Source organism: Roseivivax isoporae LMG 25204, assembly GCF_000521865.1.
Taxonomy (GTDB): Bacteria; Pseudomonadota; Alphaproteobacteria; order Rhodobacterales; family Rhodobacteraceae; genus Roseivivax; species Roseivivax isoporae.
On sequence record NZ_JAME01000004.1, the window covers coordinates 110,186 to 136,125 of the forward strand.

The 25,940-nt window shown below is 70.3% G+C and carries 23 protein-coding genes; 9 read left to right on the top strand and 14 right to left on the bottom strand.

Translation table 11 applies throughout. The features are described from left to right. Nucleotides 1–18: 18 nt before the first annotated feature. On the bottom strand, nt 19–1,029 hold the full coding sequence (gene dctP / locus RISW2_RS03650; protein ID WP_043766774.1) for a TRAP transporter substrate-binding protein DctP: 1,011 nt from the start codon (nt 1,027–1,029) through the stop codon (nt 19–21). A gap of 154 nt (nt 1,030–1,183) precedes the next feature. Between dctP and RISW2_RS23415 the strand changes: the two genes are divergently transcribed. Further along, nucleotides 1,184–2,548, top strand: a complete 1,365-nt coding sequence (locus RISW2_RS23415) for a nitroreductase family protein (protein ID WP_051491774.1) — start codon at nt 1,184–1,186, stop codon at nt 2,546–2,548. Nucleotides 2,549–2,555: 7 nt separating this feature from the next. Here the strand turns inward: RISW2_RS23415 and RISW2_RS03660 are convergent, their stop codons facing one another. The 7 genes from RISW2_RS03660 to RISW2_RS03690 are packed head-to-tail and all read right to left on the bottom strand — an operon-like array spanning nt 2,556 to nt 10,190. After that, entirely contained in the window at nt 2,556–3,449 is an 894-nt protein-coding gene (locus RISW2_RS03660; RefSeq protein ID WP_043766777.1) for a polysaccharide deacetylase family protein, read from the bottom strand. Nucleotide 3,450: 1 nt separating this feature from the next. Further along, on the bottom strand, nt 3,451–4,455 hold the full coding sequence (locus tag RISW2_RS03665) for an asparaginase (RefSeq protein WP_043766779.1): 1,005 nt from the start codon (nt 4,453–4,455) through the stop codon (nt 3,451–3,453). 1 nt (nt 4,456) lies between these two features. Further along, nucleotides 4,457–5,848, bottom strand: coding sequence for a dihydroorotase (locus RISW2_RS03670; protein ID WP_043766783.1), 1,392 nt, complete (start codon nt 5,846–5,848; stop codon nt 4,457–4,459). Beyond that, nucleotides 5,845–7,230 carry an MmgE/PrpD family protein gene (locus tag RISW2_RS03675; RefSeq protein ID WP_051491775.1) on the bottom strand — a complete coding sequence of 462 codons (1,386 nt, stop codon included), beginning with the start codon at nt 7,228–7,230 and terminating at the stop codon, nt 5,845–5,847. The genes RISW2_RS03670 and RISW2_RS03675 overlap by 4 nt, the downstream gene beginning before the upstream one ends. Further along, nucleotides 7,227–8,600 carry an FAD-dependent oxidoreductase gene (locus tag RISW2_RS03680; protein WP_043766786.1) on the bottom strand — a complete coding sequence of 458 codons (1,374 nt, stop codon included), beginning with the start codon at nt 8,598–8,600 and terminating at the stop codon, nt 7,227–7,229. Before RISW2_RS03680 ends, RISW2_RS03675 begins: the two co-directional genes overlap by 4 nt. 41 nt (nt 8,601–8,641) lie before the next feature. Then, complete coding sequence (locus RISW2_RS03685) at nt 8,642–9,334, bottom strand: isochorismatase family protein (protein WP_043766789.1); 693 nt, start codon at nt 9,332–9,334, stop codon at nt 8,642–8,644. Continuing rightward, nucleotides 9,324–10,190, bottom strand: coding sequence for an isocitrate lyase/PEP mutase family protein (locus RISW2_RS03690; RefSeq protein WP_043766792.1), 867 nt, complete (start codon nt 10,188–10,190; stop codon nt 9,324–9,326). Before RISW2_RS03690 ends, RISW2_RS03685 begins: the two co-directional genes overlap by 11 nt. A 225-nt stretch (nt 10,191–10,415) precedes the next feature. Between RISW2_RS03690 and RISW2_RS03695 the strand changes: the two genes are divergently transcribed. Beyond that, entirely contained in the window at nt 10,416–11,069 is a 654-nt protein-coding gene (locus tag RISW2_RS03695; RefSeq protein ID WP_043766795.1) for a GntR family transcriptional regulator, read from the top strand. A 13-nt stretch (nt 11,070–11,082) separates the two neighbouring features. Here RISW2_RS03695 and RISW2_RS03700 read toward each other — a convergent pair whose 3' ends face one another. Further along, the gene (locus RISW2_RS03700) at nt 11,083–12,144 is read right to left on the bottom strand and encodes an AbrB family transcriptional regulator (protein ID WP_043766797.1); all 1,062 of its coding nucleotides are present in this window, start codon (nt 12,142–12,144) and stop codon (nt 11,083–11,085) included. A gap of 28 nt (nt 12,145–12,172) precedes the next feature. Between RISW2_RS03700 and RISW2_RS03705 the strand changes: the two genes are divergently transcribed. From RISW2_RS03705 to RISW2_RS03725, 5 genes are read left to right on the top strand one after another with little or no spacing between them, the layout of a single operon-like run. Next, the gene (locus RISW2_RS03705) at nt 12,173–12,889 is read left to right on the top strand and encodes a GntR family transcriptional regulator (RefSeq protein WP_244437500.1); all 717 of its coding nucleotides are present in this window, start codon (nt 12,173–12,175) and stop codon (nt 12,887–12,889) included. Then, on the top strand, nt 12,886–14,292 hold the full coding sequence (gene tcuA / locus RISW2_RS03710) for an FAD-dependent tricarballylate dehydrogenase TcuA (RefSeq protein WP_051491777.1): 1,407 nt from the start codon (nt 12,886–12,888) through the stop codon (nt 14,290–14,292). The genes RISW2_RS03705 and tcuA overlap by 4 nt, the downstream gene beginning before the upstream one ends. Next, entirely contained in the window at nt 14,282–15,388 is a 1,107-nt protein-coding gene (gene tcuB / locus RISW2_RS03715; RefSeq protein ID WP_043766801.1) for a tricarballylate utilization 4Fe-4S protein TcuB, read from the top strand. Before tcuA ends, tcuB begins: the two co-directional genes overlap by 11 nt. After that, nucleotides 15,385–16,464: an isocitrate/isopropylmalate dehydrogenase family protein gene (locus RISW2_RS03720; RefSeq protein ID WP_043766804.1), complete on the top strand. Its 1,080-nt coding sequence runs from the start codon at nt 15,385–15,387 to the stop codon at nt 16,462–16,464. Before tcuB ends, RISW2_RS03720 begins: the two co-directional genes overlap by 4 nt. 39 nt (nt 16,465–16,503) lie before the next feature. After that, the gene (locus RISW2_RS03725) at nt 16,504–17,460 is read left to right on the top strand and encodes a D-2-hydroxyacid dehydrogenase family protein (RefSeq protein WP_043766806.1); all 957 of its coding nucleotides are present in this window, start codon (nt 16,504–16,506) and stop codon (nt 17,458–17,460) included. On the opposite strand, the gene RISW2_RS03730 is transcribed toward RISW2_RS03725, so the two are convergent. The 3 genes from RISW2_RS03730 to RISW2_RS03740 all read right to left on the bottom strand — a co-directional run bounded on the left by RISW2_RS03730 (nt 17,457) and on the right by RISW2_RS03740 (nt 21,762). After that, nucleotides 17,457–18,542: a 4-oxalomesaconate tautomerase gene (locus RISW2_RS03730; RefSeq protein ID WP_043767004.1), complete on the bottom strand. Its 1,086-nt coding sequence runs from the start codon at nt 18,540–18,542 to the stop codon at nt 17,457–17,459. The two genes, RISW2_RS03725 and RISW2_RS03730, sit on opposite strands and share 4 nt — an antisense overlap. A gap of 12 nt (nt 18,543–18,554) precedes the next feature. Beyond that, complete coding sequence (locus RISW2_RS03735; protein ID WP_043766809.1) at nt 18,555–20,561, bottom strand: tripartite tricarboxylate transporter permease; 2,007 nt, start codon at nt 20,559–20,561, stop codon at nt 18,555–18,557. A gap of 100 nt (nt 20,562–20,661) precedes the next feature. Further along, on the bottom strand, nt 20,662–21,762 hold the full coding sequence (locus RISW2_RS03740) for a Bug family tripartite tricarboxylate transporter substrate binding protein (protein ID WP_043766812.1): 1,101 nt from the start codon (nt 21,760–21,762) through the stop codon (nt 20,662–20,664). A gap of 176 nt (nt 21,763–21,938) precedes the next feature. Between RISW2_RS03740 and RISW2_RS03745 the strand changes: the two genes are divergently transcribed. Further along, nucleotides 21,939–22,604 carry a response regulator transcription factor gene (locus RISW2_RS03745; RefSeq protein WP_043766815.1) on the top strand — a complete coding sequence of 222 codons (666 nt, stop codon included), beginning with the start codon at nt 21,939–21,941 and terminating at the stop codon, nt 22,602–22,604. Beyond that, a complete protein-coding gene (locus RISW2_RS03750) occupies nt 22,601–23,983 on the top strand; it encodes a sensor histidine kinase (RefSeq protein WP_043766818.1) in 1,383 nt (460 codons plus the stop codon). Before RISW2_RS03745 ends, RISW2_RS03750 begins: the two co-directional genes overlap by 4 nt. A gap of 19 nt (nt 23,984–24,002) precedes the next feature. On the opposite strand, the gene RISW2_RS03755 is transcribed toward RISW2_RS03750, so the two are convergent. Then, the gene (locus RISW2_RS03755; RefSeq protein ID WP_043766821.1) at nt 24,003–24,956 is read right to left on the bottom strand and encodes an ABC transporter ATP-binding protein; all 954 of its coding nucleotides are present in this window, start codon (nt 24,954–24,956) and stop codon (nt 24,003–24,005) included. After that, entirely contained in the window at nt 24,953–25,939 is a 987-nt protein-coding gene (locus RISW2_RS03760) for an ABC transporter ATP-binding protein (RefSeq protein ID WP_043766823.1), read from the bottom strand. Before RISW2_RS03760 ends, RISW2_RS03755 begins: the two co-directional genes overlap by 4 nt. Nucleotide 25,940: the final 1 nt, after the last annotated feature.

Sequence of the window (25,940 nt, forward strand, 5' to 3'; positions counted from 1 at the left end):
TTCGGTGAAGTGGGGGCGTCAGTCGGCCATCAGCTCGCGCCAGGCATCGGCAGTCTCCTGCGCCGCCTCGCCCTTGCCACGGCCCTCGAGCTCCTCGACCCACTGGGCCAGCATGTCGGGCGCAGCCTCGTCCCACTGGGCCAGCTGCTCGTCGGTATAGGCGTGGATCGTGGCGCCTTCGGCCTCGACGGCCTCGGCGGACCCGGCTTCGCTGGCGTCGACCCACTCGACGTAGCGCTGCTGGGCCTTCTCCGCCTCTTCCATGATGATCGTCCGGATGTCCTCGGGCAGGCGTTGCCAGGTGCGCTCGCCGACGACCACCATGTGTCCCGCCATGGACAGCGCCGGGCCGCACAGGTTCGGGCCCGGCTCGTAAAGGCGATAGGCCTCGATGTTGCCGATGTTGACGAAGGCATAGTCGAGGGTGCCGCGTTCCAGCGCCTCGTACTGGTCGCCTGCGGGCACCGATTGCGGCACCGCGCCGACGGCGTCCATCATCTTGGGGATGTCCGACCCGAAGGTGCGGACCTTCTTGCCCTGCAACCCGTCGAGGGTCTGGCACTCGTCCGACGGGCCGGCAAAGTAGTAGGACCCGAGCGGCTGGTGGAACAGCCGGCGCACGCGCAACTGGTCGAGCTCTTCCTTGAAGGCCGGGATGTTGTCGTAGGCATATTCGGCCGCCTCGATGGCCTCGCCGGGCGAGCCGAAGACGAACGGGATCTGCAGCGCCTTCGCGAACAGCAGCTGGTTGGCGTAGTATCCCGGGACGACCGAGGCGATGTCGACCGCGCCGCGGCCGGCGAGCGTCAGCAGTTCGTCGCCGGCGCCGAGACCTCCGGAATAGACCACGTTGAATTCGACGCGGCCTTCGGTGCGTTCTTCCACGGCGGCGATGAACTCGTCCTCGACCTCGAGGAACGGGCCGTTCGCCAGGTAGTGGCCCCAGTTGAGCCGGAATTCCTGCGCCTGGGCCGCGCCTGCGCCGAGCGCCGTCGCGAGGAGCGTTGTCGTGACCAACCTGTTGAGCATCTAGTGACCTTTCATTCTGATGGGGTGCCCGTTTGCGGGTTCTTGGAGCGGTCCGGCCTCGGGGGCCGATCCTGCAATCTGCGATCTGTTAACAGTTTACATTAGAGCCCCGCCCTGTCAATAAATGCAAGAGCCAAGCGCAAGGGAAATCGTGATGCATCCGCAAACCCCCGGTGCCGCCCAACATTTTGGCACCGATGCCGAGGTCCAGGCGATCCTCGACCGCCTCGCCGCCCGCCATTCCTGCCGGGCCTTCGACGGGCAGCCCATGGACCAAGAGGTGATCCGGCGCATCGTGCTGGACGGCACGCAGGCGCCGTCGTCCTGCAACCAGCAGCAATGGCATTTCGTCGTGGTCACCGACCGCGACACGCTCCGCCAGGCCCGCGACATCGCCGGCGGAAACCCGCATTTCGCCGAGTGCAGCGCCCTCATCTACCTCACCTTCCAGAAGGGCTGGGCGCACCGGAACTACTCGGTCGTGCAATCGGTGGGCGCGGCCGCCTACCACATGCTCCTGAGCACGCATCTGCGCGGCTATTCCGGCATCTGGAACGCCGGGGTCGGCGAACATGCCGAGTTGCGCGAGATGCTGGGCATCCCGCAGATCTTCGAGATCCTGGGGGCACTCGCCATCGGCCGCGCCGCCGAGACCGCGCCAGGACTGAAGGCGCCGCGCCGGCCCGACGACACCATCCTGTCCTTCGAGCGGTTCGATCGCCCCGCGCACACCGTCTACCCGGTGAAGCCCGCCGACAGCTACCCGGCCGACCGCATCGCCAACCACGACAACCCTTTCGCCGAATGGGATCCGGTGCGCTGGAGCTGGGACCAGCTCGGCGACCTGCGCGGCTATTCGGTCTGGGCCAAGTCCCCGACGGCGGGCGTGTTCGTCTCGGCCCGGCACGGCGCGGCGACCGCGCGCGAGATGGATGTCCTCGGGCCCGTGGCGCCCGGCGCCCGGGTGGCCGAGATCATGCCGTGGGGCGGGACCACGACGGTCGACCTGCTGCGGCATTTGCCCGAGGACGTGCGGCTCGACGTGGTCGAGCTGTCCGACCACAACCTGTCCTTCATCCGCGAACGGCTCCGGCAGGAAGGCCTGACGCGCGAGGGCACGGCTTTCCTGCGCGCGGACGGCGGCCGTCTGCCCTTCGAGGACGGCAGCCTCGACATCGTGTACTTCCCCCAGTCGCTGGAGCAGGTGCCGGATCTCGGCGGCATCCTCGACGAGGCGCGGCGGGTGCTGAGGCCCGGTGGCACGCTTCTTGCCGGCGTGCGCAACATGACCTCGCGCTACGGCCGCGAGTGGCGCGCGGTGGAGAGCCGGGGGCAGGTTCCGCTGCAGGGGCCTTTCGTTCCGCTTGCGGCCCGCACGGTCCGCGATGCCGTCGCCGCGCGGTTCGCGATCGAGGACGAGGCGGGGATCGGCCTCGCCGCGGGTCACGAGGCCGACCTGGTGCGGGGCTGGGGACGTCATCGCCGCCGCATCTACGTCGTGCGCGCGCGCAAGGACTGACGGGCGCTCAACTGCCCGGCACGATGCCGGGCGCGAGGCCCGCGCAATGATCGTGCACGCCGCCGACCGTGGTGATCCAGAGCGCGTCGCGGTGCTGCAGGATGTGGGTCAGTGCCCGGCGCAGCGCCCTGAGGCGGTAGGGCTGTCCGAACACGAAGGGGTGCGTCACGAGCGTGAAGACCAGCGGCCGCGTGCGCGACTGGTGCAGCATCTCGTCGAACTGGTCGACGATCATGCGCTCGAAGGACATGGCGCTTTCCTGCCGGAAGACCATCGAGGGCGAATCGTTCAGCTCGACCGAATAGGGCACCGACATGATCCGCCCCGCGCGCGTGCGCATCCAGAACGGCTGGTCGTCGGCGGGCCAGTCCAGCATGAAGCGGTAGCCCGCCTCGGCGAGGAGGTCGAGCGTCACCTCGCTCTGGGCGAAGTACGGCCCCATCCAGCCCTTGGGCTGGTAGCCCAGATGCGCGATCAGCTCCTCGGTCGCCTCCGCGATCAGCGTGCGCTCCTCGGCCTCCGGGCGGTCGTCCTGCCGCTCGCCGTTGGTGCGCCCGTGGCCCACGACCTCGTCGCCGCGCGCCACGATCCGCTCGAGGATCTGCGGATGGGCGGCGAGCAGGCCGGAATTGGTGTTGTGCGAGGCGGGCAGGCCCAGCTCGTCGAGGAGGTCGAAGAGATACCATTGGCCGACGCGGTTGCCGTAGTCGCGCCAGGCATAGTTGCGGTGGGTCTGCGGCGCGCCGAGGACGGCGCTGTCCGATCCGAGACCCTCGCGGTAGCCGAAGATCTCGAGGTTGTTGCAGAGGCAGAAGGCAAGGCGCTTGCCGCCCGGCCAGGAATAGTCCGGGCGGTCGGGCAGGGGGATGTAGTCGTAGCGGCCGTGCGTGCGCAGTTTCATGTCAGACCTCGTCGAAATCCTGTTGCAGGCGCTCGGGATCGGCGGTGCGCGTCAGGCCGAGCATGAGAAGGATGCGCGCCTTGTGCGGCGGCAGGTCGCCGCCGGCGATCCACCCGCCACGGGCAAGCGCGTCGCGCCGGGCGACGCGGCCGCTGCCGGCGCGGCTGCACTGGACCACGGCCACGCCCTGCCGCGCGGCATCCGCCAGCGCGTCGCGTTCGGCGGGCGAGGTCATGCCGGGCGCGAAACCTGCGGAGACGAGGCCGCTTGCGCCGGCCGCAAGGCAGGCGCGCGCCATCACGTCGTCGCCGCCCGCCACCGCGTAGAGGACGTCGACCCGCGGCAGCGCCTCGATCCGCGCCGGATCGAAGCGGAGCCCCGCGCGGTCCGGGCGGCGACGGAACACCACCCGGTCGGCGTCGACCACGCCGATCGGCCCGTACGCGCCCGACACGAAGGCCTGCAGCCGGTACGTCGAGCGCTTGGAGACGTCGCGCGCCGCGTGGACCTCGTCGTTCAGCACCACCAGCACGCCGCGGTCGCGGGCCTCGGGGGCGATCACGGTCCGGAGCGCGGCGGCGGCGTTCGAGACCGCGTCGCTGCCGGCGGTATGCAGGGGACGCTGCGCCCCGACCAGCACCACGGGCCGGTCGCTCTCTACCGTCAGGTCGAGGAAGAAGGCGGTTTCCTCCAGCGTCGCCGTCCCGTGAAGGATCATCACCCCGGCAAGCTCCGGATCGGCATCGAGCGTCTCCTGCACGGTGCGGGCGAGGGCCAGCCAGTCATCGGGGCCGATCTTGCTGGACCCGACCTCGCGGAACGGAACCGGGCGAAGATCTGCGAAGGCGGCGAGCTCGGGCATCTCGGCCAGGACCTCGGCGGCGGCAAGCTTGGTGCCGGTCTCGGGATAGTCGAGCGTGTCGAACGGCCCCGACACGACGGTCGAGATCGTGCCGCCGCACCCGATCAGCGCGACCCGCGGCAGCGATGTCCCGGGAGCCGCCATCTCAGTGCCTCAGCGTGCGGTGCTGGTAGCGGCCTGTCCCGGCCGCGTCCGGCACGAGCGCGCCCGCGCGCACCACGCCCCGGCCCCGCACGAAGGTGTCGGTGACCTTGCCCTGGAACGTCCAGCCCTCGTAGATCGAGTAACCCGCCGAGGACACCACGTCCTCGCGCCGCAGGGTGTACTCGGCATCGAGGTCGACCAAGGCCAGGTCCGCGTCGAGCCCGACGGCGATCCGCCCCTTGCGGTCGGACAGGCCCATGAGTCGGGCGGGGGTCTCGCACAGCAGCGCGACGATGCGTTCGAGCGGCAGGCCGCGGTTGCGGTATCCCTCGGTCAGCATGACCGGAAGCAGCGTCTCCATGCCGGGGCAGCCGGGCGAGGCCTTCCAGATGCCGCCGTCCTTCGAGGTGATGTCGCGGTGCACGTGATCGGTGGCGACGGTGTCGATGTCGCCGTCGTGGATCGCCTGCCAGAGCCGCTCGCGGTCTTCCGGGTGCCGCAGCGGCGGGTTTATCTTGCCGACGACGCCGCCCTCCCACGTCACGTCGTGCGTCAGGTAGTGCGGGCAGGTCTCGAGGTGCACCACGTCGCCCGCCAGTCGCCGGGCAAGCGCGGCCTCGAGCGCCGCGGTCGAGGACGTGTGCACGACGTAGAGCGGCGCGCCCGCCTGGTTGGCGAGGTAGGCTGCGCGCTGCACGGCGTCGCCTTCGACGAAACCCGGACGCGTCGCGTCCCACGCGGCCAGCCCGCCCGTCCCCTCGGGATCGGCGCCCATCACGCGCGCGCGGAAGGTCCAGGCGACCTCGATGCTTTCGGGGTGGGGATTGACCATGCCGCCATGCTCGGCCGCAAGCTCGGCCAGCCGGTACAGGAACCCGTCGTCGATGTCGGGCAGGCCCAGCCGTTCACCCTCGCCGCCCCGGTTGTTCATGAAGGTCTTCAGCGTCGGGGCGCCGTATTCGGTGATGTAGCGCGGGACCTCGGCCAGCTGCTCCTCGGTCGACACGATGGGGTGGTAGCCGAAGTCGATGCGCGATCCTGCCTCGGTGACCGCCACGACCTCGTCGAAGATGCCGGAATAGGGTCCGGTCGACATGAGGTAGGGGATCATGCACGTCACGCCGCCAAGTGCCGCCGAGGCGGATTCGCGGTCGGCATCCTCGGGCACCTGCGGGCGCGAGATGTCCTTGCCGTGTCCGAGGTGCAGGTGCGCGTCGATGACGCCGGGAAGGATCACCCGGCCGTCGGCCGCGACCGTTTCGTCGGCCTCGGCGCCGTGTCCGGGCGCCAGGATGGCGGAAATCCGTCCGTCGGTCACCGCGATGTCGCACCGCGTGCGGCCGGTTCCGGGCAGGATCGCCTCGCCCCCGGTGATCAGCAGGTCGTGTCTCATGTCTGTGCCTCCTTCGCGGAAATGCCGGCCAGCAGCGTGCGCACCTCGCCCAAGTCATCGAGACGGGCCAGGTGGCGCAGGGCGTGGGCAAGCCGCTCCGCGGCTTCGGGATCGGCAAGGTCGCCGAGGTTGTCCATGAACTTGCCCCGGACCGCGTCCTCGGAGGGCGGACGCGAGGCATTGCCGTAGACGTCGTCGATCCGGCGCGTGAGGACCTCGCCGCCGACGGTCTCGATCTCGAGCAGCGCGTCGAACCGTTCCGGAAAGCGGCTGTCCGCAAGCGGGCGCCATGTCGACCGCGCGGCGACTTCGAACACGGCAGCCTCCGGCGTGCGCTCGAAGCTCTCGAGTCCGACGCGCCCCTCGACGATCTGCATCGCGACGACGACCGGAAGGCTCCACCGCGCGGCATGCCCCGAGGCGCGGCATTTCGCTTCCCACGGCGCGCAGACGATCGGCGCAGCCCCTTCCGGCACGTGCAGGCGGATCGCGGCGATCCCGTCCGCGCCCGGCCGTCCGGCGGTCAGGTCCCGCGCAGCCTCGACGAATGGATGGATGTAGTGGCAGCACGGCACGAACTTGTAGGCCACGTCCGGCAGGTGCCACCGCCGGCCGAGGTCGGCGACATGCCCGGCAAGACGTCCCGCGCCCTCGGCGTCGCCCGCGAAGACGCGGAAGAGGCCGAACGTGTCGTCGAACGGCCGGTCGGGCCCGGTCAGGCCGGCCGATGCCAGCTCTGCCGCGGTGATGCCCGCATGGGCGGCCCAGCCCGGATGCATCGACTTCACCGTCGCGCCGTTCGACAGGAACGCGAACACGCCCGAAGCCTGGCTGAGCGCGATCCCGACCGCGTGCGCGACGCCCTCACGGTCGAGGCCCTTGAGCGTGGCCGCGATCCCGGCCGCGCAGAGCGCGCCGCCCACCGAGGTCAGCTGGAACCCGCGGGCCTGGAACCCGCCGGCGGCCGAGAGGCCGAGGCGGATCAGCACCTCGTACCAGACCGCGTAGGCGCGCAGGGTCGCGCAGCCGCTCCGTCCCTCGGCCTCGGCCACCGCGAGCGCGGTCGCGGCCAGCACCGCGGACCCGTGCGCGATGGCCCCGGTATGGGTGTCGTCGTATTCGAGGCTGTGCATCAGGCCGCCATTGACCAGCGCGGCATCGGCCGGGCGCGCCCGGTGCCCGGTGCCGATCATCGAGCTCCGGCCGGCATCCGCCGCCACGGTGGCGGCGTGCCGCACCCACGGCGCCCCGGCCGAGCTGCGGGCCGCCGCGGCGGCCACGCCCACGATGTCCAGGAGGTGGCCGGACGCTGCCGCATCGACCTCGGGCGGAAGCGTGTCGATGGCGTCGAGCGCGGTCAGCAGGTCCTGCAACAGGCTCATGGTTCCGCCTTCGCGAGGTCCCGGGCGGCGGCGAGCGCCGCGAGGCGGCCAAGCGCGACCGCCGTCAGCAGGCCGTTCCCCGAGGCGTAGCCGTTCGCTCCGGCCCGCCCGCTGATGCCGGCCGCCGCGCCGCCGCCGGCAAAGAGGCCGGGGATCGGCGATCCGTCCGTGCGCAGGACCCGGCCATGCGCATCGACCTTCAGGCCGCCCTGCGTGTGGAAGAGCGCCGGCACCGTGCGGCAGGAATAGAACGGCGCCCGGAGCGGCGCGTGACCGAAGGCGGTGCGGCCGAACCTGTCGGGGCGCCCGGCTTCGGCGGCGGCGTTGTAGTCCGCGACGGATGCCTCCGCGGCGTCACCGTCGAGGCCCTGCGCCCGGGCGACGTCCGCGACGCTGTCGCCCGTCTTGAGGCCGCCATGCGCGTGCAGCTCGGCGAACTCCTCCTCCTGCATGGCGATCTCGAAGATCCGCTGGTCGAAGACCGCATATGCGTAATCGCCCTGCGCCAGGACGTGCCTGGCAAAGCCCGAATACCCGAGGCTCTCGTCGCCGAAGCGGGCGCCGTCCCCGCCCAGAAGGACGCCGCCCTTCTCGATCGTGGTCCAGGACAGGATGCTGCCGTGCGGGTCGGCCACCGCGGCATAGCCCTGGTAGGCCGCCATGTTCACGAGTGCGGCGTCGAGGGCCTCGCCCCATTCGACCGCCTCGCCGTCCGAACCGGGGGCGCCGAAATACTGCGCGCCCGCGATCTCGGGCGTGAAGCGTTCCACGAGTGTGCGGTTCGCGCCGAAGCCGTTGAGCGCGAGCAGGGTCGCGGCGGCCCGGAACTCGACCTCGGCGCCGTCGCCGGTGTCGATCACTGCGCCGGCCACGCACCCGTCCTCGACGATCAGGCGGCGGACGGTGTTCCCCACCGCGAGGGGGATGTCGCGTTCCTCGACCGCGCGCACGAGGTCGTCGACCAGGTCCCGGCCCCGGCGGGATTTCGGCGCGTGCAGCCGCGGGACCGAATGGCCGATGTGCTTGTAGGCGGTGACCAGTTCGATCCGCGCCTTGACCGCGTCCACCAGCCATTCGACCGTCTCGGCCGACACGGCGGTCATGCGGCGCACGAGGTCCGGATCCTCGGTCTCGCCCGCGATCGACATGAGGTCGCGGAAATATGTCTCGGCGTCGTCCTCGATGCCGGCCTCCTTCTGGAACCGGGACCCCGCCGCCGGGACCGACCCGGTGCTCAGGGCCGAGTTCCCGCCGGGGCGATCGGTCTTTTCCACGATGGCCGCGCTGAGGCCGGCATCCGTGGCCGCGATGGCGGCGCAGAGGCCGCAGGCGCCCGCCCCGATAACGAGAAAGTCGACGTCATTGGCCATGTCGGGTCTCCTGCTGATGTGGGGGTCCGGTCGCGGCGGTCTCAGCCGACCTGCGCCAGGGCCTCGATCACGCCGTCCGTGGGCATGACGTCCGCGTATTTCGAGGCCATGTCGAACAGGTTCACCGCGTGGGACGTGCTCGAGCGGTCGTAGACCGCGTCCTGCGGCACCGTGACGTGGAAGTTGTAGGCGAAGGCATCGACCACCGAGCCCCGCACGCAGCCGCTGGTCGTGCAGCCCGTGACCACCAGCGAATCCGCGTTCAGGTCGATGAGGTAGCTGGCCAGCGGCGTGCCGAAGAAGGCGCTCGGGTGCTTCTTGGGCAGCAGGATGTCGTTGCCGGAAGGCGCCACGTCCGGCACGAACTCGTAACCCTTGGCCGAGACGCCCATCAGAGCCGGCACCTTCTCGGCGAGCCGGCCGGTATCGAAGCTCTCCTTCGGCGCGACGTAGGGGTAGATGACCGGCCAGCCATTGGCGCGGAAGACCTTGAGCAGCTTCGCGATGTTCGCGACCGCGTCCCAGCCGACCTGGCCGCAGGAGGTCGGGAATTCCTTCACCGCCTCGAAGAACGGCTTCGGTTCGGTGCCGACCGTGCGGTACTGGACGTCGATGATCAGGAGGGCAGGGCGCTTGCCGAGGCCGGTCGGGGCCCCGAATCCCGCGGCCTCGTAGGCCCGCACTTCGTCTTCGCCGATGATGCCGTCCCAGGGGCGGCGGGTCTCAGTTGTCATTGTATCGTTCCTCGAGCGCGTCCCATGTCGCCTTGTTCACGGTGGTCTGGCGTTCCTCGAACGAGGCCAGCCGGTCGCCCACCCGGTCGAGCGAGCCGTCCACCTTCAGCGCGCCCAGCACCTCGCGCGAGGCGCGCAGCGCCGCCTGCAGCGCGGCGTTCGCGTAGAGCACGAAGCCGAAGCCGTTCTCGGCCAGCACCGCGCGTCCGGGATCGGGGGTCCGGCCCCCGAACACGATGTTGGCCACCTGCGGCACGGGCAGGTCGCGGCCGATCCGGGCCAGTTCGTCGAAATCCTGCGGCGCCTCGACAAAGGTCATGTCCGCGCCGGCCTCGATGTAGGCATGGGCACGGTCGATGGCCGCATCCAGCCCCTCGACCGCCCGAGCATCGGTGCGCGCGATGATCATCAGGTCGTCGTCGAGCCGGCTGTCGACGGCGGCCCGCACCTTCTGCACCATCTCCGACCGCGCGATCACGGCCTTGCCCGAGAAGTGTCCGCACTTCTTTGGAAAGACCTGGTCCTCGATCTGGATGGCGGAGGCGCCGGCGCGTTCGAGCAGGCGCACGGTCCGCACCGTGTTCACCGCGTTCCCGAATCCCGTGTCCGCGTCGACGATGATCGGCAGGTCGACCGCGTCGGCCATGTCGGACACCGCCTTTGCCACCTCGGTGACGGTGGTCAGCCCGACATCCGGTGCCCCGAGCGACATGTTCGCGATTCCGGCGCCGGTCGCGTAGACCGCGTCGAATCCGAGGTCCTCGATCACGCGGGCAAACATCCCGTTCGCCGCTCCGGGGACGCTGATGGCCCGGCGCTCCGCGGCAAGGGCTTTCAGTCGTGTCGTGTTCTTCATCTGGGCTGTCCGTCCATTGTGTCGCCACGCGGCGGTTCGGTGCGATTGTCCCATCGGATAGCGGACGGCTCCGGCAACTGTCAACAGTTTACCGAAAACCGATTACAAGATCGACATGCCCGGCCGGATGGTGCTATTCAACTGCAAATAGTGAAAAATACCGCGCGCGCCCGTAGGTCACCCGGGGTGTCCGCCCCCCTTGAACCACATGAGGCAGAGTGCCGTATGGACAAAATCGTCGGAACTTCGCTGGCGTCCGAAGCTTTTGATCGCGTTGTCGAGGCCATCATTTCCGGCGAGTTCGAGCCGGGCCAGAAGATCTCGGAGGCCGACCTCGCCCGCCGGCTCGGCATCAGCCGCGGACCCGTGCGCGAGGCACTGCACCGGCTCGAGGGGCGCCTCGTGTCCCGTGTCCCGCGCATCGGGGTGCGGGTCATCAAGTTCGGCTCGCACGAGCTGCGACAGCTCTTCTACCTGCGCGAGGCGCTCGAGGGCATGGCCGCCCGGCTGGCCGCGGAGTTCGCGCCGGACGATTTCGTCGAGGAGCTCGAGTCGCTCCTGCACCGCGATTCCGCAGAGATCGCCCAATCCGGTCAGAGCGTCTATCGCCAGCGCAGCGCGGACGAGGATTTCCATTCCGCCATCGCGGGGGCGTCGAACTGCGAGAACATCCAGCGGATCCTGCTGAACGAGGTCTACTACCAGCTTCGCATCCACCGGCTGCGGTCCTCGCAGAAGCCCGGCCGCGCCGACCAGGCGCTGAAGGAGCATTTCGAGATCATCGCCCAGCTCAAGGCGCGCAATCCGGCCGCCGCCGAGGAGGCGATGCGCGCCCACGTCCGGGCCGCCCGCGAAAGCAGCCTGGCGGATCTTTCCTGACCCGAATGACGCCTCATTCCCGGCGTCGCAAGCGGAGGACGGCGGCGACGATCGGTGCGCCGGTGATGACGAGGATGATCCGGGTGAGGTGGTGCACCACGATGAACCCGAGATCCGCCCCAGCGACGATCGCGAGCACCGTCATCTCGGCCTGGCCGCCGGGCGCGAAGGACAGGAAGCCCTCGACGGGCGTCGCGAACCCGGCGAGGACGACGATCTCGGTCACCACGAAGGCGAGGACCGCCAGGATCAGCACGTAGACGACGCCGGCCAGGACATCCTTGCGCAGCTCGTGCAGGGTCACGCCCACGTAGCCCACGCCGATGCCGATCCCGATGAAGAACTGCGCGGCGAGGATCGCCTCCCGCGGCGGGCGCTGGTCGATCAGGCCCGCGAGGGACAGCGCCGCGGTCAGGAGGAGCGGGCCGATGATGGTCGCGCCGAACAGGCCGATGCGCTCGCCCCCCTTCCAGCCCACGAGCGCGGCCACCGCCATGAGCGCCATCTGCTGAAGCGGCAGGTCCGAGGCTGGCGCGCCGATCGGCTGCGTGAGCGGCCGGTCGAAGAGGTGCACCAGGAGGAACGGCACCACCGTCACGATCACCAGCACGCGGGTCGCGTGGATCAGCGACAGCGCCCGCACGTCCGCGCCGGCCTCCTGTCCGAAGACCACCATGTCCTGCAGCCCGCCGGGCATCGCCGCGTAGTACGAGGTTGCCATGTCGAACCCGCAGACCTTGCGGAAATAGGGCACGCCGATCGCGCCGATGACGATGACGTAGAGCGGCACGAAGGCGACCGAGGCCGCCATCGCCGGCAGCTGGCCCAGCACCTCCGGCGTGACGGAGGCGCCCACCGCCACGCCGAGGATCGTGCGTGCCGCCTTCGACACCGGCCCCGTGCCCCTCAGCGGCGCGCCGAGCAGCGCGGCGATGAGGCAGGCCGACATCGGGCCGAAGAGGAACGGCAGCGGCAGGTCGAGCACCCAGAACAGCGCCGCACCGCCAGCGGCAAGGCCGAGGGTCGCGAGGCGCCGGGTGCCGGTCGGGGCGGGGGTGGGGGCGTGTTGACTCATGTGTATCCAAGAGTATACACATGCACACATGAATCAAGACAAAGAATCCATGGCGCGCGTGCAGGACGGTGCGGGCGGGGCCTCGCAGGGGGAAAGCGTCTACGTGGCGCTCCTGAACGACGTGCGCTCGGGCGTGCTGGCGCCGGGCGCCCGCCTGCTCGAGACCGAGATCGCGCAGCGGCTCGACGTCAGCCGGACGCCCGTGCGCGAGGCGATCCGCCGGCTGGAGGCGGACGGGCTCGTCAGTCACATGCCGCGGGCGGGCGCCACCGTGCGCCGGCTCTCCTACCCGGAGATCATGGAGCTCTACGAGATGCGGACCGTGCTCGAGGGCACCGCGTCCCGGCTCGCGGCCCGCAGCGCGTCGGAGGTGGAGCTCGACGAGCTGCAGAGCATCAACGACGAGATGGGTGCCTGCGGTGGGGACGGTGCGCGGCTCTTCCAGCTGAACCAGCTCCTGCACCGCACGCTCATCGACGCCGCGCGCAACCGCTTCCTCGTCAAATCGGTGAACGCGATCCACACCACGCTGCTGATCCTCGGGCCCTCGACGCTCGGCCGGCCCGACCGCGCACCCGAGGCGGTGATCGAACACCAGGCCGTGCTCGACGCGCTGCGGTCCCGCGACGGCGACGCCGCCGAGGCGGCCATGCGCCGCCACATGGAGGCCGCGCAGCGGACCCGCCTGCGCATGCTGCGCGATATCGGCATCCTCGACGACAGCTATCCGGAAGACGCCCTATGACCGACGATCTGAACCGCCTGTCCGCCACCCGATGGGACGTGGTGGTCGTGGGGGGCGGCAATGCCGCCCTCTGCGCCGCCATCGAGGTCGCCGAGACCGGCGCCAGCGTGCTGATGCTCGAAGGCGCGCCCGAGACCTATCGCGGCGGCAACTCGCGCCATACGCGGAACTTCCGCTGCAAGCACGACGCGCCCCTGTCGGTCCTCACCGACGCCTACGAGGAGGACGAGTTCTTCGACGACCTGATGCGCGTCACGAAGGGCAAGACCGACGAACACCTCGCCCGGCTCGCGATCCGCAAGTCCGAGGAGGCGCTGCCGTGGATGGAGGCGCACGGGGTGCGGTTCCAGCCGTCGCTGTCGGGCACGCTGTCGCTCGGCCGGACCAACGCCTTCTTCCTCGGGGGCGGCAAGGCGCTGGTGAACGCCTATTACAACACTGCCGCCGATCTCGGCGTGCGCGTGGTCTACGAGGCGCAGGTGCGTCACGTGGGCATCGAGGGGCGCCGCTTCACCCATGTCGAGGTCGAGAAGGACGGCGTCACGCACCGGATCGAGGGCCGCGCCATCGTGCTGGCCGCCGGCGGCTTCCAGGGCGACATCGACTGGCTGGCCCGCGCCTGGGGCGAGAGCGCGCGCAACTTCCTGATCCGCGGCACGCCCTACAACAAGGGTGTCGTGCTCCGCGACATGCTCGACCAGGGTGCGGAAAGCGTCGGCGACCCCACCCAGTGCCACGCGGTCGCGATCGACGGCCGCGCGCCGAAATACGACGGCGGCATCGTCACCCGGCTCGACTGCGTGCCGTTCTCGGTGGTGGTGAACCGCGACGGCGACCGCTTCTATGACGAGGGCGAGGACGTCTGGCCCAAACGCTACGCGATATGGGGCCGCCTCGTCGCCGCCCAGCCCGAGCAGGTCGCCTACTCGATCATCGATTCCCGGTCGATCGACCTTTTCATGCCCTCGGTCTACCCGCCCGAAAGCGCGGACACGATCGACGGGCTGGCACAGAAGCTGGGCCTGCCCGGCGCGAAGCTGCGCGAGACCGTGGAGCGGTTCAACGCGGCCTGCACCGACGGAAGCTTCAGCCCGCAGGAGCTCGACGGGCTCGCCACCACGGGGATCGAGCCGGCCAAGACCAACTGGGCCCGCCCGATCGCCGAGCCGCCGTTCTACGGCTACGTGCTGCGCCCCGGCGTGACCTTCACCTACCTTGGCCTGCGCGTGGACGAGACCGCGCGGGTCACCGGCCCCGAGGGCCGTTACGACAACATCTGGACCGCCGGAGAGATGATGGCCGGCTCGATCCTGGGGCAGGGCTACCTGGCCGGGTTCGGCATGACCATCGGCACCGTGTTCGGCCGCATCGCAGGCCAGGAGGCCGCAGCCCATGTCGCTTGACGTCACCCTTCAGACCGACCCCGAAAGCTTCGGCGCGGACGCCACCGACGAGGCGCGGCGCCAGGTCGAGATCTGCAATGCCTGCCGCTATTGCGAGGGCTACTGCTCGGTCTTCCCCGCGATCACGCGGCAGAAGGTGTTCGCCTCGGGCGACATCACCCAGCTCGCGAACCTCTGCCACAATTGCCGCGGCTGCTACTACGCCTGCCAGTACACCGAACCGCACGAATTTGCGCTGAACCTGCCGCGCGCGCTGGCCGAGGTGCGGACCGAGAGCTGGGACCGCCTCGCCTGGCCCGGCGGTCTCAGCGAGACGTTCCAGAAGAGCGGGGTCGCTCTCGCCGGCGCGCTCGTCGCGGGCTTTGCCCTCATGTTCTTCGCCATCTCGGCCCTGCCGAGCGGCGGAGAGGGGTTCTACGCGCATCTCGGCCACACGGCCATGGTGGCGATCTTCGCCCCGGCCTTCCTGCTGCCGCTTGCCGCCATGGGGGTGAGCCTGACGCGGTACTGGCGCGAGGTCGGCGGCACGCGGGTCACCTGGGCGGACCTCCGCGAGGCCGGCGCCTCGGCCGGCCGGCTCCGGAACCTCTCGGGCGGCCAGGGACAGGGCTGCAACTTCGAGGAGGGCGACCGCTACACGGACCGGCGGCGACAGATGCACCAGCTCGTGCTCTACGGCTTCCTTCTGTGCTTCGCCTCGACCTCCTCGGGCACGATCATGCACTATGTCTTCGGCATGGAGGCGCCCTATGCCTGGTACGCGCTGCCGAAGCTCCTCGGCGTGCCCGGGGGCGTGATGCTGACCGTCGGCGCGCTGGGGCTCGCCTGGCTCCGGACCAAGGCCGATCCGGAGCTCGGCGCCCCGGACGTGAAGGGTGGCCAGATGGGTTTCGTGCTGCTCCTCGCCTTCGTGGGCCTGTCGGGGCTCGTTCTTTATGCCGCGACCGGAACCGCGGCGGTGCCGCTCCTGCTCGCCCTGCATCTCGGCAGCGTGCTCGCGCTCTTCCTGCTGATCCCGTATTCCAAGATGGCGCACGGCTTCTACCGTTTCGCGGCGCTCGTCCGCGAGGCCCAGATCGCGCGGGCCGCGTCATGAGCGGCGCAAGGCTCCTGATCCTCGAGGGCGACGGCATCGGGCCCGAGATCGTGGCGGCGACGCGCACGGTGCTCGACGCCTGCGACGCGGCCTACGGCCTCGCGCTGCGCCTCGAGACGGCGGAGATCGGCTTTTCCGCCCTCGACGCGCACGGCACGACCATTCCCGACACCGTCGTCGCGGCTGCGCGCGCGGCGGACGGCGTGATCCTCGGCCCCGTGTCGCACAACGACTATCCCCCGGTGGCCAAGGGCGGGCTCAATCCCTCGGGCGTGCTGCGCAAGTCGCTCGACCTCTATGCCAATATCCGTCCCGCCCGCACGCCCGAAGCCCTCGGTTTGCCGGGTCGCGCAGTGGACCTCGTGACGGTGCGGGAAAACACCGAGGGCTTCTATGCCGATCGCAACATGTTCGAGGGCCCGGGCGAGTTCCGTCCCGATCCGGACATCGCGCTCGCCATCCGCAAGATCAGCCGCCGGGCCTGCCGCCGCATCGCCGAGGCCGCATTCGCCCTGGCCGAAACGCGCCCCGCCCGCCACGTGACCGCCGTGCACAAGGCGAACGTGCTGCGGATCTCGGACGGGCTGTTCCTCGAGGAATGCCGCGCGGTGGCGGCCGACCATCCGGACCTGCGCTACGACGAGGTGCTGATCGACGCGATGGCGGCGCATCTTGTGCGTGACCCCGGCCGCTACGACGTGATCGTCACCACCAACATGTACGGCGACATCCTCTCGGACCTTGCCGCCGAGCTGTCCGGCAGCCTCGGGCTTGCCGGGTCCCTCAATGCGGGTGCCGATCACGCCATGGCGCAGGCGCAGCACGGCTCGGCCCCCGACATCGCTGGGCAGGGAAAGGCGAACCCGGTGTCGCTGATCGCCTCGGTCGCGATGCTGCTCGACTGGCTGGCCCAGCGGGGCACGCTGCCCGAGGGCGCGGCCGCCGCCGCCGCGATCCAGGCGGGCATCGCCGCGGCGCTCGCCGATTCCGCCACGCGCACGCCGGACCTGGGCGGGACCGGTACCACGACCACTCTGGCGGACGCCGTCGCGGACGGTGTGCGCCGCGCCGCGTAACGGCCGGTCGCGCCACGGTGCGGATCACGGGACGGGAGGATGCAGATGCGGATCGCGGTTCTGGACGACTGGGCCGGCGTGGCACGCGGGATGGCCGTGTGGGAGACGCTCGGGGACGTCACCTTTTTCACCGACCCTGTGCCGCGGGACCGGCTGGCCGAGACGCTGGCCCCGTTCGAGGCGATCTGCCTCATGCGCGAGCGCACGCCGTTCCCGCGCGAGGTGATCGAGGCGCTGCCGAGGCTCCGCCTCCTGGTCACGACCGGGCCGCGCAACGCCGCGATCGACCTCGACGCGGCGAAGGCGCGCGGCATCGTCGTGTCCGGGACGCAGTCGCGCAAGACCTCGACGTCTGAACTGACGCTCGCCCTGATCCTGCACCAGCTGCGCGGGATCGGAAGCGAGGCCGCGCGGCTTGCCGGCGGCGGATTCCAGGGTCCGCCGGGCCGCGACCTCGCGGCGCTGCGCGTGGGAATCGTGGGCCTCGGCAACATCGGCCGGCAGGTCGCGACGCTGGCAAACGCCTTCGGCTCCGAGGTGGCGGCATGGTCGCCCAACCTGACCGAGGCGCGCGCCGCGGATGCGGGCGTCGCAGCGGCCCCCTCGCTCGCGGCTCTCGCCGCGCGCTCGGACGTGCTGACGATCCACATGGTGCTGTCGGAAACGAGCCGCGGCCTTGTCGGCGCGGAGGCGCTGGCGCGCCTGCCCGCGGGGGCGCTCGTTGTGAACACCTCGCGCGCGGGCCTTCTTGAGCGCGAGGCGCTCTTCGACTGGCTCGACCGCGATCCCGAGGCGCGTGCCGCCATCGACGTGTTCGAGGCCGAGCCGCTGCCGCCCGCCGATCCCTGGCGCGGCGCCGCCGCCCGGTTCGGTGACCGGCTCCTGCTCACGCCGCACCTTGGATATGTCACCCGGGCGACGTGGCAGCTGTTCTACGAGCAGACGGTCGAGGCGGTGGCGGCCTACCAGGCCGGCACACCGATCCGGACGCTCTAGGCCCAGACGCGGGCCGGCACCATCAGCGACCCCTTCGCGAGAAGGCGCGCGGTCCGCAGGAGGCCCGCGGTCTCGAGCCGGAACGCGCCGTCGTCGATACCGTAATCGGCGGTGACCTCGATCCGCCCGGAGGCATGTTCGATGGTGACCAGCGCCTCGCCCGGCGCCGGGCGGTCGACGAGGCCGTCCGACACCGTGCCCGGGATCAGGGTGCAGGAGGCGAGGCATTGCGCGCCGGTCACGGCCATGGACGGGTGCGTCTTCCACGGCATGAAGTAGCGCGCGGTGACCGTGCCGCCTTCGCGGGCCGGCGCCAGGATGCCGAATTTCGGCATCACCGATTTCGTCACGTCGCCAAGCCCCATGCGCCGTCCCGCCTCGATGCGGATCGGCTCCATCCGGGCGTAGAAGTCGCTGTTGGCGTCGAGCTCCGCCGCGCTCTCGTAGCCGGTCAGGCCGAACGCGTCGGCGCGGGCGATGACCATGGGCATCGCCACGTCGAGGCAGGTGACCTCGATGCCGTCGATCTCGTCCCGCAGGTTCCCGGTCGGAAGCAGGGCCCCGGTCGCGTTGCCCACCACGTCGCGGAAATTCAGCATGACGGGCGCCGCCGTCCCCGGCACGCCGTCGATCGCCGCGTCGCCGTCGTAGTCCACGGCCCCGCCGGGCGTGCGCACCACCGCCTCGACCCGGGCCTCGGTGTTCACCGCGCGGATCCGCACCCGCGTCTCGTCGCCCTGCGGTGCCACGAGGCCCATCTCGATCGCGGCCGGGCCGACGCCCGACAGGATGTTGCCGCAGGTGGGCTTGAAGTCGACGAGCGGCTCGTCGACCGCGACCTGCGCAAAGAAGTAGTCGACATCCGCCCAGTCGTCGTCGGACTTCGACAACATGGCGACCTTCGTCGTCACGGCCGCCCCGCCGCCGATGCCGTCGATGTTGAGCGGATGGCCCGCCCCGATCGCCGCGATCAGCACGCGCGCGAGCGTGTCGCGGTCCTCGGGCAGGTGGTCGCGGCGGATATAGGGCCCGCGGGACGTGCCGCCGCGCATGAAGAGAAACGGGATTTCGGTCTGGGTCATGTGGGTCTCCATTCAGCCGAACGGCCAGGGCAGGCTGACATAGGTCTGTAGCAGGCCTTCGGGGAACCTCAGGTTCAGCGCGTCCGACAGGAGCAGCACGAAGGCCGCCGCGCCGGCGGTCAGCAGGATCGTGCGCAGCGGACGGGTGCGCGCGCGGATGGTCAGGAACAGCACGAAGAACACCACCATCGCCGCGAAGAACCCGAGCAGGGCCGACAGCGCGACGAGCGAGGCGATCCAGAACATGCCCGACCAAAGCGATCCCGCCTCGGAATCGCTGGCATACTCGCCGAGCACCTCGGTGTCCTGCGAGACGTTGTGGCGGTTGCCCTTGGTGACGAGCTGCCAGGTCAGCAGCGCGACGGACAGGAAGCCCGCGCTCGCCATGACCAGGGGAAAGACGCGGCCGAGGAACGAATGCTGGAGCGAGTCCACGAAGGCCGCCGCGAAGCAGGCGCCGGCGAAGAGGGCGAACAGGATTTGCGGCATGCGCACCCTGAGGCCCGCGCGCCCCTCGGACGGCAGGTCGTCGATGTCGGCGCGCAGTTCGTCGCCGGCGGTGTCGTCGACCCGGTTCCGCATCCCGAACCAGACCGACAGCAGGATGAAGGCCAGGAGGATGAGGCATCCCGGACGCAGGATGAATTCCCAGCCGTAGAACTGCACCGCCTGGTAGAGATAGGTCTCGGACTGCGCGGCGAGCACGAACCCGATCAGCAGGGCGGGCCGCGGCCAGCCGAAGCGCCGCATGAACACCCCGATGACGCCGATCACCAGGAGCGCGACGAGGTCGGCCAGCGACCGCGTCGCCTGGAACGCGGCAAAGCTGATGACCGCGATCATGAAGGGCGCAAGCTGCGGGAACGGGATAGTCGTCAGGCGCGCGATGGGCTGCGCGAGGATGATGCAGAGCCCCGCGCCAAGGACGTTGGCCAGCGCCAGCGACCAGATGATGGTGTAGGTCACGTCGAGGTTCGTGGTGACCATCGAGGGCCCGGGTTCGATGCCGATCAGCACCATGCCGCCCAGGAAAACCGCCATCGAGCCCGAGCCCGGGATGCCGAACATGAGCGTCGGCAGCAGGCCGCCGCCTTCCTTGGCGTTGTTCGCGCTCTCGGGCGCGATCACGCCGCGGATGTCGCCCTTGCCGAAGTTCTCTGTGTTGCGTTCGGACTGCATGGCGTGCCCGTAGGCCAGCCAGTCGACGACGGAGCCCCCGAGGCCCGGGATGGCGCCGATGATGGTGCCGAGCCCGGCGCAGCGCAGGCTGAGCCACCAGTTCTTCCACCAGTCGCGCAGGCCCGTGAACCAACCCGCGCCGAGCCCGCCCTCGGACGAGATCGACTGGTCGCGCCGCAGGAGGTCCACGATCTCGGGCACCGCGAAGAGGCCGAGGCCGACGATGACGAGCGGGATGCCGTCATAGAGGTAGTCGGTGTTGAAGATCATGCGGAACTCGCCCGTCGCCGGGGCGCCGCCGATCGACCCGATGACGAGCCCGAGCCCGCAGGCCCCGAGGCCCTTGGCAAGCGAGCGTCCGGCAAGGACGCCGACCATCGACAGGCCGAACACCGACAGCATGAACAGCTCGGCCGAGGTGAAGAGCAGGATGAGGGGCCGCGCGATCAGCACGAAGCCCGTGAGGACGATGGCGCCCACGAGCCCGCCGAAAAGCGAGGAGACGAACGCGGCGGACAGTGCCCGCGCGGCGTGGCCCTGCCGCGACAGCGGAAAGCCGTCGAGGACGGTGGCCTGACTGGCCGACGAGCCGGGGATGCCCATGAGGACGGAAGCGAAGGTGTCCGAGGTGGGGATGACCGCGACCAGCCCGATGAGCATGGCGAGCGCGGAGGTCGGATCCATGCCGTAGATGAACGGCAGCAGGAGCGACAGGCCGGCGATGCCGCCGAGACCGGGAAAGACCCCTACCGAGAGGCCGAGCGTGACGCCGACCAGCATGTAGAGGAGGTGCTGCAATGTCAGGAGGTCCGACAGCGCCGAAAGCATCGCGTCGAGCATGGGCTATACCTCTTTTGGACAGGGATCGACCCGCGTGCTGCCGGCGGCAGACGCGCAAGCGGGCGGCCCCGGATTCCGGAGCCGCCCGAAGGTACGGACGTCAGTCGAGGGTGACGTCGTACTCGCTGGTCAGCAGGTCGACGACCGACCGGCGCACCTCGTCGCTGACGCGCGTGCCCTGCTCGTAGAGGTTCTGCGCCGAGTCGCCGGTGGCCAGCTGGTAGTCCCCGATGGCCGGGCCCTTCTGTTCCTGGAATTCGGGATCGTCCTGGATGTCCACGAAGGCCTGCTTGTAGGCGTCGATGATCGCCTGGTCGGTGCCCTCGGGAAGGAAGACCATCTTCTGAGCCGGGAACCCGGCCACGAAGAACGCCTTGTAGGCCTCGAACTCGGCGCCCGACGGTGCCTCGCCGTTGATCGCCTCGTAGGCCTCGACGTAGGACGGCAGGTCCGGGAAGGTCGGGTCGCGGACGATGTTGCCCTCGTCGTCGAGCGCGCCCCACGAGAAGAGCGGTACGGCCGAGCCTTCGTCGACGAGCGGCTGCACGTTCTGCAGGTAGCCGGACGAGGTCTGGTAGTCGATGTTGACCTCCCCGCGCTCGAAGGCGAGCCGGCCGTCACCGCGGCCCTGGAAGCCGAAGACGTGCCGCACGTCGAGGCCCATCAGCCGGAAGCCGAGGAGCGGCACGAGGTCGAGCGACGTGGCGCCCTGGCTCGCATAGACGAGGTCCTGGCCCGCCAGCTTGTCGATCTGGTCGGCGCTTTCCACGCCGGTGTCGGGGGTCGTGTAGACGACGCCGCCGGTCGGCGTCGCCATGACGACGTTCCAGTCGGCATATTCGTAGCGCACGCGCGGATCGCCGAGCAGGTAGGGAAACTGCGTCGAGCCGGACGTGCCGAGGATGGTCAGGCCGTCGGGCCGGGCGCGTGCCGCGAAGAGGTTGGCGCCCTTCGTGGAGCCGCCGCCGGGCTCGTTCACGACCTGGACGCTCGGATTGCCCGGCAGGTGCTTCTGCAGGAACGGGGCGAGGAAGCGCGCCCAGGTGTCGGACCCGCCGCCGGCCGAGAACGGGATCATGAACTCGATCGTCTCGCCCTCGAAGGTGACGTCCTGCGCCGACGCGGGCAGCGCCGCCGTGAGCGCGGCACCGGCAACGCCGAGAGCCATCGCGGCCCGGCGGGTGAATCTGGAGACAGTCATGTCTTTCCTCCCATTCGTGGTCATTAAGGTCCCGATCCGGCCCTCCTGCCGGACGGTGGACGGCGCCCCGCAAGGGGACGGCCGTCGACAAGGCGCCCTGTTAGCATGGTAACCTGTCCGATTGCTGTCACCCGAAAATTCTTTCACTCTGCGGGCGCCACAAGGAGGAGCGGGCAGTGCGGGTCGTGATCGCCGAGGACAACAGGGACCTGTCGGATGCCATCGCCCGCGTTCTGAGGCAGGCCGGCCACGCGGTCGACCAGGTCTTCGACGGGATCGAGGCGGACGAACACCTGGCGGGGGCGGGCGCGGACCTGCTCATCCTCGACATGAACCTCCCGCGGCTGTCGGGGCTCGAAATCCTCGCCTCCCTGCGCCGGCGCGGGCATCTGGACCCGGTCCTCATCCTCACCGCGCGCAGCGGTCTGTCGGACCGTGTCGCGGGGCTCGACGCGGGCGCGGACGATTACATGGTGAAGCCGTTTCCCATGGAGGAGCTGCTGGCCCGCATCCGCGCGCTGTCGCGGCGGCGGTCGCAGATCGCGCCCACGGTGGAACGGCTCGGGGCGCTCGAGCTCGACCGCGGATCGGGGACGCTCAGCCGTGACGGCACGGTCATCGACCTCGCCCCGCGCGAGCGCGCGCTCTTCGAGCTGCTTTTCGACCGCGTGGGCTCCGTCGTCACGAAGGCGCAGATCGTCGACACGCTCTATGGCCACGGCGCCGAGGTCGAGGCGAACGCGGTCGAACTCGTGGTGTCGCGCCTCCGGCGCAAGCTCGGCGACGCGGGCGCGATCCGCACCCTGCGGGGTCTCGGATACCTCCTGGAACGGCCTGCATGAACGCGCGCCGCGTCCCGTCACTGCGCACGCGCCTCTTCGCGACGATCCTGAGCGCGCTGCTCGTGACGGCGATCTTCGCCTCGGCGGTGCGACTGTCGATCGCGCGCGAGATGTCGATGCGCCTCTACGACAACACGCTCGAGGTCGTGGCGCTGACGATCTCCCGGGACACGATCCTGACCGATGGCGACATGCTGGCCGAACAGCTGCTCGACCGCCTGGTGCAGTCGCTCGGGGACCCGGTCTACTACCGGATCATCGGCCCCGGCGGACGCTTCGTCACCGGCTATTCGCGGGGTCCCGACGGCTCGCCCGCCCGCGGCACCGAACTGCCGACGGGCGAGGCGGTGTTCTACGACGGGACCTATTTCGGCGACCCGGTCCGGGGCGTCGTCCTGCGCGAATTCGTGGCCGACACCGAGCTTCAGGGCTGGACGACCGTCGAGGTGTGGCAGACGGTGACGCAGAGGCACCATCTCGCGGTGCGGCTCCTGAGCCAGACGCTCATGATCCTCGCGGGCGTCATGGCGGTGGTGGCGGCCGCGCTCGCGGTCGGCATCTGGTACGGTCTCGGCCCGCTGCATGCCCTGTCCGAGGCGGTGTCCCGGCGCAGCCCGCGCGATCTCGCGCCGATCAGCGGTCCGGTGCCCCGAGAGCTCGACGCCCTCGTGGCCGCGCTGAACGGGCTCATCGCCGAGATGCGCGAGGCCATCGACAAGCGGGACGCCTTCATCTCGGATGCCGCGCACCAGCTGCGCAACCCGATCGCGGCGGTCGCGGCGCAGCTCGACGCGGGCATTGTGGCCACGACCGACGCCGACCGGCGCGAGATCCTCGCCGAGGCGCATCGCGCCATGGCGCGCGTGCGCCGCATGACCACGCAGCTCCTGAGCCTCGAGGCGCTCGACGGCGCGGCCCGCATGTCGACCCGGACCGCCGATCTCGCGCGGCTCGCGGCCGAGGCGGCGGCGGGCGCCGCGCCGCGCATCCTCGCCGCCGGCGGCGACATCGACTTCGACGCGCCCGAGGACGGGCTGGCGGTGACCGAGCGCAACGGGCTTCTGACCGAACTTATCGACAACCTTCTCGACAATGCCTGCAATTACGGTCTGCGCCGCGGCGGCCGGATCTCGATCCAACTCGCGAAGGTCGGCGGCAGCGCGCGACTGGCCGTGACGGATGACGGCCCGGGGGTTCCCGAGGAGGAGCGTGCACGGATCTTCGAGCGTTTCCACCGCGGCACGGAGGACGGTAACCGGGGCAGCGGCCTCGGCCTCGCCATCGCGCGCCGCATCGCCGCGACGCATGACGGCACGCTCGAACTGGAGCCGAGCGCCACCGGTGCGCGGTTCGTGGTCGTCCTTCCCCTTGCCGCGTAGCCGCGGGCGGCGACGGCCGCTAGTTCTCCGGAAAGAAGCAGGCGGCGGGGTGGGGCGTGCCTTCGAGCTGGGGGCGTTCGGCGGTGCACTTGTCCTGCGCCTTCCAGCAGCGCGGGGCGAAGGGGCAGCCGGGCGGGACGGCGAGCGGCGAGGGCAGCTCTCCGGCCAGCTTGATGCGCTGCTTGGCGCGGCGCGGGTCGGCGCTCGGCGTCGCGGACAGGAGCGCCTTGGTGTAGGGATGGCGCGGGGCGGCGAAGACCTGGTCCTTGGGGCCAGTTTCGACCGGGCGGCCGAGATACATGACGACGATGTCGTCCGCCACGTGTTTCACCACCGACAGGTCGTGGCTGATGAACAGGTAGGCCAGGTCCATGCGCTCCTGCAGGTCGAGGAGCAGGTTCAGGATCTGGCTCTGGATCGAGAGGTCGAGGGCCGACACCGGCTCGTCGAGGACGAGGAGCTTCGGCTCGAGCATGAGCGCGCGCGCCACGGCGATCCGCTGGCGCTGGCCGCCCGAGAACATGTGCGGGTAACGGTCGTAATGTTCCTTGCGCAGGCCGACGAGGCGCATCATCTCGCGCGCCTTGGCGGCCCTGTCTCCGGCCGACAGGTCGGGGCGGTTGATCTTCAGCGGCTCCTCGAGGATCGCCCCGACCCGCTGGCGCAGGTTGAGCGAGCCGTAGGGGTCCTGGAACACGATCTGGACATCCGCGCGCAGCTCGCGCCACCGGTCGCGCGTCACGGTCTTGCCGCCGATGGTCAGCGTGCCCGAGGTCGGCTCCTCGATCATGGTGACCATGCGGGCGAGCGTGGACTTGCCGCAGCCGCTTTCACCCACGACGGCGAGCGTCTTGCCGGGCTCGATGCTGAAGGACGTGCCGGCCACGGCGCGCACGATGCCCGGCTGCGAGAAGAGGCCACCGCCCACGTGATATTCGCGGGTGAGGTCCTCGGCGATGACGACGGGGTTCATGCGCGCTCCTCCTCGGCCCCGGCCGGGACGTTCAGCGGGTAGTGGCAGCGGGCGAGCCCGATGGGACGTGGCTGCACCGGCGGCGGCACCTCGCGGCAGCGATCGTCGGCGAATTTGCAGCGCGGCGAGAAAAGACAGCCCCGCGGCCGGTCATGCTGGCCCGGCACGACACCCGGGATGGTCGGCAGCCGCCGCTCGGTCGCGCGCTCGGGCAGCGCGGCCAGCAGGGCGGAGGTGTAGGGATGGTGCGGCCGGTCGAAGAGGTCGGCCACCTTCTGGTCTTCGACCTTCTGGCCGGCATATTGCACCGCCACGCGTTCGGCGGTCTCGGCCACCACGCCCATGTCGTGGGTGATCAGGATAAGGCCCATCCCGGTATCCTTCTGGAGATCCGTCAGCAGGTCGAGGATCTGCGCCTGGATCGTCACGTCGAGCGCGGTCGTGGGCTCGTCCGCGATCAGGAGGCGCGGGCGGCAGGCGATGGCCATGGCGATCATCACCCGCTGGTTCATGCCGCCCGAAAGCTGGTGGGGAAACGCCTTCAGCCGCCGCTCGGGGTCGGGGATGCCGACCATCTCGAACAGCTCGACGGCACGCGCCTGCCGCGCCTTGCGGTCGAGGTCGAGATGTTCCTTCAGCGCCTCGCGGATCTGGAAGCCTACGGTAAAGCAGGGGTTGAGCGACGACATGGGCTCCTGGAAGATCATCGCCAGGTCCTTGCCGATGAGCTTGCGGCGCTCCCGCCCCGGCATGGTGCGCAGGTCGCGCCCCTCGAAGCTCATCTCGTCCGCGGTGATCGTCGCGGTCCAGGGCAGGAGGCCCATGGTCGCCAGCATCGAGACCGACTTGCCCGAGCCGCTTTCGCCGACGATGGCGAGGATCTCGCCCTTCTCCACGTCGACGTCGACGGAATCGACGGCGCGGAACGGGCCCGTGGCGGTGGCGAATTCCACCGAGAGGTTGCGGATTTTCAGGAGTGACATG